This window comes from uncultured Catenibacterium sp. (assembly GCF_900540665.1).
GTDB lineage: Bacteria > Bacillota_I > Bacilli_A > Erysipelotrichales > Coprobacillaceae > Catenibacterium.
The window spans coordinates 1-12,380 of the sequence record NZ_UQGV01000071.1 but is presented as its reverse complement, the minus strand read 5'-3'; the positions used below and the strand labels follow the sequence as shown (position 1 = coordinate 12,380).

Sequence of the window (12,380 nt, the reverse complement as noted above, 5' to 3'; positions counted from 1 at the left end):
TATATCGGCATTTACCAACTTATGAAAAGATAATCAGAAATTTAGTAAGTTTTTATGCAAAAAAACAGGCCGAAGCCTGTTAATCGAGTGGTTTCTGATAGAATCCACCTACAAAGTTTTCTGTTGGTAATATATTGATAATAACATGAGGATCAATACTCTTCATGAGATCAACAATATCCTGTACTTCATAGCTTGACACGACAGTATGGATCATAGTGAGAGCATGGCCACTATAGCCTCCTTCACCATGAAGCATAGTCAAACCATGACGATATTGTGCAATATAAGCCTTACGTAATTCTTCAGGGTGTTCTGTTGTAATTTCTAAAGTGACACGTTTATATCGCTTATAGAATGTATCAATCGTTTTAGTTGAGAGGAATTGGAATAAAATAGAATATCCTGCATGAATCCAGCCAAACATGAATCCAAATATACATAGCATCAAAGTATTGAAGACAAATATATATTCGAAGATTGACTTGTTCATTTTATTAGATACATATAAAGCGATAAAGTCAGTACCAGCTGTACTTGCATTACCTCTTAAGGCAATCGCAATCGCAAAGCCATAAAGGAATCCACCAAAACAGACATTTAAGATCACATCATCAAATAATGGATCAAATGATAATGCCCTTGTGAAAATACTGAAGAAGATAACTTGTAAGAAAGAGAAGAAAACAAATTTCTTACCTATTGTCTTATAACAGACAATTGCGACAGGTAGATTGAGTACAATCACAAGTGTAGAAATTGATAATGAATATCCATAAAGCATACTGATACGATTAATGAGAATCGCAATCCCTGTAAAACCACTTGATAAGAGATCAGAAGGATTCAAAAATGTCTGAAGAACAAATGTCTGTAAGAGTGCCGAAAAGAACACTGCAAAGAAAGTAATAATATATCTTTTATTTGTTTTGTAAGCTGCTGACAAGTTTTTCGACATTTTCCTGGTCCACACTTTCATAATCATTGGCATGTGTGCCAGTATAATAGCTATAAGTGACAGACTTGCCTGAAGTTGTAGGATCTTCTTCATAATCCTTACAAGAAGAATGTACCTGAGAGATACCTGTATGATCCATTAAAGATGCTGCATTATTATAGTTCACACCACTTCCTGCAAGAATTTCTATATCCTTACCATAGTTTTCTTGTAATGATTTGATCTGATCCGCTCCATCTATCGCAGTAGGCTGACCACCACTTGTCAAAACACGATCAATGCCAAGTTCAACTAATTGAGTCATAGCATGATCTAAATCATCACAGCAGTCAAAAGCACGATGGAATACAGCCGTACGATGGTATTTATGAATGAGTTCTACAAATTCTCTTGTACGCTTAACATCAATTGTATGATCACTATTTAAGAAACCAAAAGCGAGCCCATCTGCGCCATTTTCTAATAAGTCTTCTGCTTCTAATAACATCTGTTTGTATTCTATTTCATCATAAGTAAAACCAGCACCACGAGGTCTAACCATACAAATAACAGTTAGTGTTGTTTCTCTCTTTAATAATCTTAAAGAGGCCACAGAAGGTGTTAAACCACCTAAATAAAGGGCACTGTTTAATTCAATACGTGTTGCTCCACCCTTATAAGCACGTAAGCCATCCTTATAGCTTCCACAACATACTTCAATCATAGTTCTGTTTCCTTTCTAGATAATTGATAAAGTGTTAAAGCATAAATCTTTGCATTGGTAATAAGATCCTCTCTTGTCATCCATTCATTAGGATTATGTCCAATACCCTTCTGTCCTGGGAAAGAAGGTCCAAATGGGACAATATGAGGCATCATTTTCGCATAAGTACCACCTGTTGTAGTAACAGGAGTTCCATCATTACCAGTCACATATTCATATGTCTCTTTCATGATTTCTACCATAGGTGCCTTTTTATCAAAATAAACAGGCTTGAAATGAGACACGACTTCATACTCATATCCTTCAATACGATTAAGTCTATCAAGTATTTCTTCTAGTGTAAGTCCTGCAGGATAACTGATTGAAAAGCTGAAGTCTTCTTTAGTTAAATGGTAGTTACGGATTTCTAATTGTCCAAACTCATCATTCTTATAATCAATACCAAGTCTTTCACCTTTATTTTGTGTATTTAAGATATACTTATTCATAAAAGTAATAAGATGATCTAGATCAGCTTTCACTTTGATAACAGCTCGTCCTCTTTCAGCATAAACAACAGGATATTTACAATCTGGTGTAAAGCCGGCAATAGGTGCTTTTTCATGATCTAAATAATATTTTAAATCCTCAAATCCTGATTCTTCATCACAGCCAAAGATGATACGTACTTCTCTTTCAGGCTTTATACCAAGTCTCTTTAAGGCAGTAAGGGCATAAAGACATGAAAGAATAGGTCCCTTGTTATCTAGAATACCACGGCTATAAATCACACCGTCTTCTTCATAAGCACTAAATGGTGGCTGTTTCCAGCCTTCACCTACTGGTACTACATCTAAATGTCCACAGGCACATACATAATCATCACTTTTACCATAACGTGCATAACCGATATAATGATCGACATCCACTGTTTCAAATCCAAGATTACGAGATAACTGGAGTGTTTCATCAAGTGCACGGCGTACACCTTCTCCAAAAGGAGCATCACTAACAGCCTCAGATTCTACACTATCAATACGTACAATACGCTTGATGCCTTCAATCATCTCATCTGCAATCTCATCAACAGCCTTTAATATTTCTTCATTCATTATTTTCTTACCAATGGGGCTGTTCTTGTACGCATATAATCATCAAGCCATTCCTGACTAGCTTTTTCAAATACGCTATGTTCACCTTCATGCTTTACTACAAATACAGTTGGTTCTAACTCTGGAGTTGCAACTACAAATGAGAAACCTTCAATGTTTGTGGCACATCCCCATTCACCTTTATTATTCATAGCGATTAAAGACATATCTCCTGCTTCACCACGACGTTTAATTAATTCTTTAGAGAATGTATTAACTGCCTTTTCACATGCATCCTGTGGGTGCATACCTTCCTTCATCATTCTTACGATTTCATAAGAGACACAGCCCTTCATCACATCTTCACCAAGTCCTGTTGCACTTGCACCACCTACTTCACTATCAACATAGAAGCCAGATCCAGATACTGGTGAATCTCCTACTCTACCAGAACGCTTCATAAATAAACCACTTGTAGAAGTAGCTGAAGTCATCTTAGCATTTTCATCTAAGCAAACCATACCAACTGTATCATGACCAGAATAAGGCTTAATTTCCTGAGTCATTTCTTTTAATCTATTATGATAATGAATTTCTGCACGTTCAGTAAGCATATTCTTTCTTTCAAAGCCATTTTTAGATGCATACTTTTCAGCACCTGCACCTACTAAGAAGTTGTTCACCTTTTCATGAGATAACTTTCTAGCGATTTCTACTGGATTCGCAAAGTCCTTAATTGCGCCTACACATCCAACAGAAAGAGTATTTCCGTTCATATATGCTGCATCAAGTTCAACAATCATTTCTTCATTAGGTAATCCCCCATATCCTACTGATTTATAATATGGGAAATCTTCTACAGCCTTAACAGCTTCAACAATTGCATCTCCTGCATCTCCATGATTCTTTAATACTTCATCTGCTTTAGTAATACCCTCTAAAGCCATTCTCCAAGTTGCAATAATACCGTACATATTAATATCTCCTTTATTGAAAGAGGATACGTCCTCACGTATCCTCAAGTTAATTTAGAAACAATACTTAGAAGCAACGACGTCTTCGTCTTTCTGATCACACATTGCCTTAGCAAGCTGACAGATACCTTCTAGTGATTCATTTAAACCAGTACCACCCTTCTTAGGTGTCTTGATGATATGAACCTTGTCTTTATATTCATTAATTGTCTCTTCATTTTCTATACTCATTGCTGCCATAGCGTGCGCATGAGTTTTTTCATTAATGTCATAAGCGACACGTGCTGCCATACGACCATAGCCAAGGTAGTTGAAACATGGACCACATACAACAACATCTGGTTTGATTTTTTCTACCATTGCGCAAAGTTTACGGCTGACTTCATCACTATTTGCTTCATAGAATCCATCTCCACAATATAAACAGCATACAACATGTCCATTTACCTTTTTTAAGAATGGTTCCATCATAATAGCAGGTCCACATGATTCTTTAACAAGTCCTAAAGGTACCATGTGATCATCTTTAATCCCTTTACCAGACTGAATCTGGTCATAAATCATTACGATTTTCATGTTTCATCTCTCCTTCTTATAGATCATCAAAAGATAAGTCGTCTAAATCAATGTCGTCTTCTTCTTTAGCAGTCTGAGCCTGAGCTTCTTCATTTAAGTACTGCTTATCAAGTACCTTGATGAATGGCATGTAAATAATAACACCAACAACAATTAGGACAGCCTGAAGTACTGCACCTACCCAGTTAGTTGCTAAGAAACCTGAAATAATAGGTGGCATTGTCCAAGGAATGTTGATACCTGAACAGATTGGAACAATCTTAAGAGCCATACAGAAGTATGAAATAATGATGTTCACTGTTGGTACTAACATGAATGGAATAAGCATAGTTGGGTTTAATACGATTGGTAAACCGAATACGATTGGTTCATTGATACCAAAGATACCTGGAACTAAAGCAAGTTTACCTAAGTCTGTAATACGTTTAGATTTACAGAATAATAACATTGCGATTAATAATGATAAAGTAGAACCACATCCACCAAATGTAGCGAATAAGTCCTGGAACTGCTGACAGATGATATGACCTGTACCCTGTCCTTTAGTGAAGAAAAGAATGTTTTCAGCTGATAGAGTCTGAAGAATCGGGTTAAATACAGCACCTACTACTGATCCACCATTGATACCGAAGAACCAGAATAAGTGTAAGAAAATATAAGCAACAACCATTGCACCTAATGTATCACCAAGGTTAAGTAATGGTGTCTGTAAGAATTCAAAGATAATCTGGAATACGTTTGTTCCTAAGAAACCAAACATTAAGTTAACTAGGAAGAAGAAAGTCATTACGAATGTTGCTGGAATCAATGCTGAGAAAGATTCTACAACTGTTGGTGGAACACCAGCTGGCATCTTGATTGTCCAGCCCTTACCTTCTACCCAAGCATAGATATGTACGCTTAAGAATGCAGTAATGATACCTACGAAGATGCCCTTTGCACCAACCCATCCTAATGGGATACCAGAAAGAGTGGCTTCAATAGTTTTAGATCCTACAGCAACATTACCAGTGATTGAATATGGCACGATTAAAAACCATGACATAAGTGCACAAGCAGCACCGAAGATCTTGTTTGTCTTCATCTGACCAGCAAATGAATAAGCGATACCCATAACAGCAAATACTGCCATGATAGTGAATGTTGCATCAGATGGCTTTGATAAGAAAGCTGCTAATGACTGACCTGTTTCCTGATTGATAATTGTTGATTCTAAGAATTTTGTCCAAGCTGTAATTGGAAAGTTTGCGATTAATAAGAAAATAGATCCTGCAATAAGTAATGGTGTTGATACTAAGAAACCATCACGAATTGACATTAAGTATTTATTACGCCCAATTTTTTCTGCTAGAGGCATTAAATACTTTTCAAGTTGTTTCATCATACTTAAGTACTCCCTTTAATTATTTATTATTCTTTTTAATTAATAGAACAGCTTTTTTTAGTACTCTTTCACCGTTCATCATGCCATAATCATCCTGGTCGATGACAGCGATAGGTATATTAAGATGTCCAAAGTTAGCCACTGTTTCATCATAAAGGTATTCAACCTGAGGGCCAAGTAAAATACAATCAGGACAATCAGTGCTTACGATTTCTCCTAATTTGTTATGAGAGAAAGCAGCCACCTTAATTGGTAGGTTATGGCTATTAGCAACTTCCTGCATCTTACTTGCAAGAATACTTGTAGACATACCTGCACTACAGAATAAGTAAACCTTTTTCATCCTATTCTCCTCCTTCTAATTTTTTAATTCTTTGAGATAGTTTGATAATCTCTTCAGCCATGATTTTTGTTGTTTCAGCATTCATAAGCTGATCTTCCGCATGCATAAGAAGAATTGTTGGAACTGTCTTTTCACCACATGCTTCCTTCTGAATAAGTGATGCATGTGCTTCATGGCCTTTCACAAAGCTTTCTTCTCCTTCTTTGATTTTTGCGCGAGCTTCATCAAAATCACCTTTTTCAGCAAGATACATTGCCTGTACATAACGTGACTTTGCAGTACCCACTGCAGAAATAATGTTAAAACTTAATAATTCTAAATCTTCCATGTGATTTCCTCCATCTCACAATTCATAGTATAAACTTTTATTTATTTTCAGGCAGTGAAAGCGATTTCCTCTATTTAGGAAATATTCACTACTTTCGTACGTGCTAGATAATCGTGTAATGCTAGATGTTCTTTCTTATTCACTAAACATAAAATAGCACTCACGATCGTAATCACAAATCCAACATACATCATCGGCTTAACTAAGCTAATACCAAGACTAATCTGTAATACCTGATGTAAGATCGTACTTGCAGAATATAGAACGCCTTCAATCACAATAGCCCCTAATACTTCTCTTAATAGTAATTCTTTAAGTCCTACATCTTTTCCATCACTCTTGATAATCTTAATATGACAAATTCTTTTACCGATTGTCTGTCCCTTATTAATAACTAAAGGGATCACAACATAGTAAATAGTAGCACCTAATAAAGCAAGCACCCCACAGATCAACCCTAACTGACGAGGGTATTCCAGTAGATTCTGGTTCTTCATTGTGCCATAGATTTTCTGTGAAACAATCGCAATAGGAAATGAAGTAAATAGAGCACCGATATACCAATCTAATAAATAAGCACCAAAACGTCTTGGTAATGATGCTATTGTTTGTTGTTTTTTCATACGCTACCTCACGCTGTCATTAATTTCATAAATTCTTGATAATTTTCTACTTCGATAAACTGCATCAGCTGGTTGTAATCAATAAGTACATTGGATAACCAGTCAAAGAATGTATGCAGCATCTGATTGTCCTGTTCACTAATAGATAATAAGAGAATGAGACGTACTTCATATTTACCCCACTTCACAGGATTATTTAAGACCATAACGGATATTGTAGAACGTAACGGTTGTACTGTAATGGCATGATGTACCGCAAAGCCCTGTACAAAAGCCGTTCCTGCCATCTCTTCTCTTTTAAAGACATCTTCTTTATATTCTTTTGTAGCATAGCCTAACTGAATCAGATTATCACATAAATAATTGATGGCATCTTCCTTAGATGCAATGTCTTTTTTAATAAAGAATGTTTTTTCTCCAATCAGTTTCTTTACAATACGGCAGAACTGATCATGATATTTTTCTCTATCTAATTGATTCAATGCCTGGAAGATCTGACTTTCATCCTCATAATTCACAAACAGACTTATTGATACTGTCTTAATAGATAATTCATGCTGTAATGGTACAACAGTCAAAATCAAATCAGGACGAAGTGATGCAATCATATTATTTTCAAAGAATGGGAATACTTTAATAATTTCCATACGTTCTCTAAAACGTGTTTCGATCTTATCTATACATGCTTTCGCAAGCATCTGATTATGAGGAATAATCATAACAACACGGTATTTCTGTGTATTGATATGTCTTTCATAGGCTGTTCCAAAATGTAAAGCCAGATACGAGATTTCATCTTCTACTAAAGGTTTACCTGTTGCCTTAGAAATGATATCACTGGCATGGATCGCCATTTCAAAGACTAAAGGATATTGTCTTTTGATTTCCTTTAAGTAAGCTGTTGTATTAGGCTTATCTACTTTAATACGATCTAGTAATGACTGCATATGAATAACTAAACTGTTATATAGTTCTTCATCATCTCTAAAATCAATATCAAAACAGTCTCTAATGTCTAGTAATACCTCTTCTACTAACTGCTGAGATTCTGTTTTCAAGTCTACATGACTGCCTCTTCCTTCTAATAAGAATGCAAACTTTATCACTTCTTCTTCAACATAAGGAATACCAAACTTTTGTGATAATTCATTAAAGAAATCCTCTGAGACATGATATTCTAGATCTATCCCTGTGCAATCACTCTGCGATTCATATAGATAGTTCTTATTTCGAATACGTTCAATCGCAATACCCGCATGCATCATCAACATAGGAAGACTGACATTCTTGAACTTATAATGATTATTTGCGCAGACATTCTTAAAGATTTCAACTACATCAATGAGATTAAAATCCTTCCACAAATGAGACAAGGCACTGATGTTAGTGAAGTTACCTTTGATTTCAGATTCTAATAGATGCTTATATACAGAACGCTTTTCATTTTCATCACCTTCTAAACGAATGTGGTTCTTTACACGTACCACTTTTAAAGAAGGATATTCATTGAGTATACGCCTAATATTTCTTAAATCGTTATCAATCGTATAACCACTCACATAAATACGATCCTGTAATTCAATAAGATTGATTTCCTGTTTAAATAATAATTCCTTAATAATCCAGGATACACGTTCCTGAGATGTCTGGGGAATCACTGACTTTGTCGTAATTCCTTTTACACTTGTCAGCATCTCGTCTAAGTGATAACCTTTACGACGATTGGCTTCTATAAGAGTACATTCATACTCTTTATTAATATGCTCAATATCAGAACGGATTGTACGGTCTGATACAGACAACATAGAAGCAAGCTCTTTACCTGTCACCCATTCATCATAATCATGAAGGATATCTATAATACGCTGCTGTCTATTATTCATACATATAACCTCCCGCATCTTTATTGTAACGGTTTGCAGTGTTTTATGCATTCAATTTAACTTCCTAAGTGTTAGGAAATGAAAAAAAGAACCTTTCGGTTCTTATAAGTCAATAATATCTAGAATATCATAGGATGCCTTCAACATCTTTGGATGAAAGTCCCCTTCTCCTGATTCATCCACAACTCTTTGAAGTTCTTTAGTAATGTCAATAAAGTCATCTTTTAGGAAAGGACCTCTTGTACATAATAAATCAAATGTCTGATTCCAATAAAATAAATGATACCCACTAGAACGATAGCCATGGCTCGCATAAAACTTAGTACGTCTTAAACGCTGTTCATAGTTATCTGCTTGATCATCTAAAGGTTCCATATCTAGCACAATCTGTCTTTGATAGAGATCATCCATCAACTTTAAAGTACGTCCTCCATAACCATGAGAACGAAGTGATGAACGGATTGCGAGATAGAATAAATAAACACATGTATCAGATGTCATTGTCATAAAGAATCCAACAAATATATCTCCATCATAGATGCCATAAAGATCTGATATACCTGTTTGGGATAAATCAATCATTCTTTCTATAGAGACACGTTCTTCCTTAGGAAATGCTTCATTGTTGAGATCTTCTAATTCTTTAAAATTCTTTGTGATTTTTTCAGCAATTAATGCCATAGATTAACCTCCATTAATGGTCATATGACTATTCTATGCTGTTTTCTTCTTTTTTTCAAACTATTACGTTATAATGGTACAAAAGAAAGGATGTTTCGATGCTTACATATACTTTTGATGAAAATAATCATATATCTCTCTACCAGCAATTATATACATTTATTAAGAATGATATTTTAGAAGGACGTCTCAAAGCAGATGAAAAACTGCCTTCTAAACGTACATTTGCGAAAAATCTAGGTATTAGTATTATTACAATAGAGAATGCTTATGCTCAATTAATGGCTGAAGGCTATATCTATTCTTTACCAAAGAAAGGATTTTATGTATCTCCTATTAATAATAAAACACCTCTTATACCTACCAAGATGATTCATAAGCCTTCTATTAAAAAGGAATTCTATTGGTGTGATTTTTCTTCAAATCAGACACCTGCCCATTTATTTCCTTTTACAACATGGTCTAAACTCATGAAAGATGTATTAAATGAGCATCAGGCAGAATTAATGGTCAATCCTCCTGTAGGAGGAATTTATGAATTAAGAGAAGCGATTTCTCAACATCTTAAGGAATTTAGAAATATGGATGTAGAACCAGAAAGAATTATTATAGGTGCGGGTACTGAATACCTCTATGGATTACTCGTCCAGTTATTAGGTTTAGATCTAGTATATGCGGTAGAAAATCCTGGTTATAATAAGATATTAGATGTTTATTCAAGTCTAGGCGCAAAATGTGTTCCTATTGATATGGATGAACAGGGAATCCTTGTAGATCAGTTAGAAAGACTCCATGTAGATATAGCACATATTTCTCCTTCTCATCATTTCCCTACTGGTATTATTATGCCAATTTCTCGACGTTATGAAATACTAGGATGGGCGAATAAAAAAGAACATCGCTATATTATAGAAGACGATTATGACAGTGAATTACGTTTAAGCGGGCAGCCTATCCCTGCACTTCAAAGTATTGATTTAAGTGAAAAGGTCATCTATATGAATACCTTCACTAAAACACTTGCTTCTACTATTCGTATCAGTTATATGGTCCTTCCTCATCATTTATTAGAACTATATAATGAGAAGTTATCTTTTTATGCTTGTACCGTTTCTAATTTTGAACAGTATACTCTTGCCTCATTTATTAATGAGCACTACTTTGATAAGCATATCACTAAATTACGTAATCATTATCATAATAAACGTGATGCAATAGTAAAGATGTTAGAAGAAAGTCATCTCAAGAACATGATTACTATATCCAAAGAGGATGCAGGTCTTCATTTTCTTATTACGATTCATACTCATATGTCCGATGAGACACTGATTTATAAATTAAAGAAAGAAGGAATACATCTAAGAGCCATCTCTCATTACTATCTTAAAAATATACCTCATACATCCCATACCTTTATTATGAATTATTCTTCTATAGACCTAGAGAAGCTACCTCAAGCTATTAAAATATTAGAAAAAATACTTTATTGACAATTTTCCTGATTTATAATAAAGTAAGTCATGCAAAAAAAGAATAAAGATTTAAGGTAATATTGGAAACGCACAAGCAATGCTTGATAACGAACAACACTTATTTAAGTGTTGTTTTTTTTGTGTATTATAAGAAAGGAGCATTTCCAATGCCTAAAACATTTAAACAAAATTTGTTATTTACTGCCATGATGTCATTCCTAATGGTTTATGTCATGATCCTATTTAATATCTCTTTAAATATCGGAGGATTTAATAATCAAGTATTCTTAATGGCTTTCCATGAAATGATTATCATGTGGCCGATTGCATTCTTCTTAGAATTATTAGTTGTCGACTCTTTAGCTCATAAGCTTGCTTTCCGCTTCGTAGAGCCAACAGATCGTCCGATTGTCATTACTCTTGCGATTTCATGCATGATTGTATGTATCATGTGTCCATGTATGAGTTTAATTGCAACTGTATTATTTAAGAATATTGATGTTTCTGTCTGGTTCCAGACAACATTTATGAACTTCCCTGTCGCATTATTATTCCAGATTTTCTATTGTGGTCCTCTGATCCGTTTTTTATTTGGAAAAATCGTAAGTGAATAAGGTCAGTTATTAAACTGACCTTATTTTTTTATACAATAAGTGAGTATTTATATAATGTCAGAATATATGTATAGTATGACTCAACAAAGGGGGGAGTTTTATATGAAAGAAAATAAAACATTAAGAATTGCAGTAACTGGATTGATGGCGGCTTTAGCTTATATCGCCTTCACATTCCTACAGATCAAAATTCCTACACCAGGAGGAACAACATCATTCCATTTAGGAAATACATTCTGTGTACTCGCTGCATTATTGTTAGGTGGTGTACCTGGTGGTGTAGCAGGTGCTGTTGGTATGGGGATTGGTGATTTATTAGATCCTACTTATGTTGTTGTAGCACCTAAGACATTTATCTTAAAATTTGGTATTGGGATTATTACAGGACTTGTAGCCCATAGAGTATTCAAGATTCAAAAGTTAGAAGGTAAACAATTAGTTATTGGTGTAGTAGCTTCTACTTTTGCAGGATTATTATTTAATGTGATTGCTGAACCACTATTCTCTTATTTCTATACTTCAGTATTATTAGGTGCACCTTCTAAAGCTGCTTTAGCACTTGCATCTTGGAATGCAATCACTACTATCACTAATGCAGTGATTGCGATTGTGATTTCTACAGCACTATATTTAGCTTTAGCACCTACATTTAAAAAGAGTGGTTTATTAGATAAATTACATATAGTAAAAAAAGACTAATTAAAAGGACTCATGTGAGCAATGGTATTAAGTTAAAGAAAACTAATACCATCGGGTAGTTAAGTTAAGGTG

Annotated in this window: 14 protein-coding genes; 3 read left to right on the top strand and 11 right to left on the bottom strand. The window is 34.7% G+C overall.

Going from position 1 to position 12,380, the window contains the following annotated elements; translation table 11 throughout:
- Positions 1 to 79: 79 nt before the first annotated feature.
- From QZQ55_RS09035 to QZQ55_RS08985, 11 genes are all read right to left on the bottom strand, one after another.
- Positions 80 to 958 (bottom strand): YitT family protein, encoded by an 879-nt coding sequence (locus QZQ55_RS09035; protein WP_295092579.1) that lies wholly within the window; start codon positions 956 to 958, stop codon positions 80 to 82.
- The gene (locus QZQ55_RS09030; protein WP_295092575.1) at positions 921 to 1,661 is read right to left on the bottom strand and encodes a copper homeostasis protein CutC; all 741 of its coding nucleotides are present in this window, start codon (positions 1,659 to 1,661) and stop codon (positions 921 to 923) included. The genes QZQ55_RS09035 and QZQ55_RS09030 overlap by 38 nt, the downstream gene beginning before the upstream one ends.
- Positions 1,658 to 2,752, bottom strand: a complete 1,095-nt coding sequence (locus QZQ55_RS09025) for a Sapep family Mn(2+)-dependent dipeptidase (protein WP_295092573.1) — start codon at positions 2,750 to 2,752, stop codon at positions 1,658 to 1,660. The genes QZQ55_RS09030 and QZQ55_RS09025 overlap by 4 nt, the downstream gene beginning before the upstream one ends.
- Positions 2,752 to 3,705 (bottom strand): N(4)-(beta-N-acetylglucosaminyl)-L-asparaginase, encoded by a 954-nt coding sequence (locus QZQ55_RS09020; RefSeq protein ID WP_295092570.1) that lies wholly within the window; start codon positions 3,703 to 3,705, stop codon positions 2,752 to 2,754. Before QZQ55_RS09020 ends, QZQ55_RS09025 begins: the two co-directional genes overlap by 1 nt.
- A gap of 54 nt (positions 3,706 to 3,759) precedes the next feature.
- Entirely contained in the window at positions 3,760 to 4,281 is a 522-nt protein-coding gene (locus tag QZQ55_RS09015; RefSeq protein ID WP_295092568.1) for a GrdB-related putative oxidoreductase, read from the bottom strand.
- A 16-nt stretch (positions 4,282 to 4,297) separates the two neighbouring features.
- Positions 4,298 to 5,665, bottom strand: coding sequence for a PTS sugar transporter subunit IIC (locus QZQ55_RS09010; protein WP_295092565.1), 1,368 nt, complete (start codon positions 5,663 to 5,665; stop codon positions 4,298 to 4,300).
- Between the two features lie 19 nt (positions 5,666 to 5,684).
- Positions 5,685 to 6,008 (bottom strand): PTS sugar transporter subunit IIB, encoded by a 324-nt coding sequence (locus QZQ55_RS09005; RefSeq protein WP_295092562.1) that lies wholly within the window; start codon positions 6,006 to 6,008, stop codon positions 5,685 to 5,687.
- Position 6,009: 1 nt separating this feature from the next.
- Entirely contained in the window at positions 6,010 to 6,336 is a 327-nt protein-coding gene (locus tag QZQ55_RS09000) for a PTS lactose/cellobiose transporter subunit IIA (protein ID WP_006504762.1), read from the bottom strand.
- A gap of 74 nt (positions 6,337 to 6,410) precedes the next feature.
- Positions 6,411 to 6,959, bottom strand: coding sequence for an RDD family protein (locus tag QZQ55_RS08995; protein ID WP_295092559.1), 549 nt, complete (start codon positions 6,957 to 6,959; stop codon positions 6,411 to 6,413).
- A gap of 8 nt (positions 6,960 to 6,967) precedes the next feature.
- Positions 6,968 to 8,842, bottom strand: coding sequence for a transcription antiterminator (locus QZQ55_RS08990; protein ID WP_295092556.1), 1,875 nt, complete (start codon positions 8,840 to 8,842; stop codon positions 6,968 to 6,970).
- A gap of 102 nt (positions 8,843 to 8,944) precedes the next feature.
- Positions 8,945 to 9,523 (bottom strand): hypothetical protein, encoded by a 579-nt coding sequence (locus tag QZQ55_RS08985; RefSeq protein ID WP_295092553.1) that lies wholly within the window; start codon positions 9,521 to 9,523, stop codon positions 8,945 to 8,947.
- A 98-nt stretch (positions 9,524 to 9,621) separates the two neighbouring features.
- Here QZQ55_RS08985 and QZQ55_RS08980 point away from each other — a divergent pair, with 98 nt between their 5' ends.
- From QZQ55_RS08980 to QZQ55_RS08970, 3 genes are all read left to right on the top strand, one after another.
- Positions 9,622 to 11,013, top strand: a complete 1,392-nt coding sequence (locus tag QZQ55_RS08980; protein ID WP_295092550.1) for a PLP-dependent aminotransferase family protein — start codon at positions 9,622 to 9,624, stop codon at positions 11,011 to 11,013.
- A 149-nt stretch (positions 11,014 to 11,162) separates the two neighbouring features.
- Complete coding sequence (locus QZQ55_RS08975; protein WP_295092547.1) at positions 11,163 to 11,609, top strand: DUF2798 domain-containing protein; 447 nt, start codon at positions 11,163 to 11,165, stop codon at positions 11,607 to 11,609.
- A 102-nt stretch (positions 11,610 to 11,711) separates the two neighbouring features.
- Positions 11,712 to 12,308: an ECF transporter S component gene (locus QZQ55_RS08970; RefSeq protein WP_295092544.1), complete on the top strand. Its 597-nt coding sequence runs from the start codon at positions 11,712 to 11,714 to the stop codon at positions 12,306 to 12,308.
- The last annotated feature ends 72 nt before the right edge of the window (positions 12,309 to 12,380 follow it).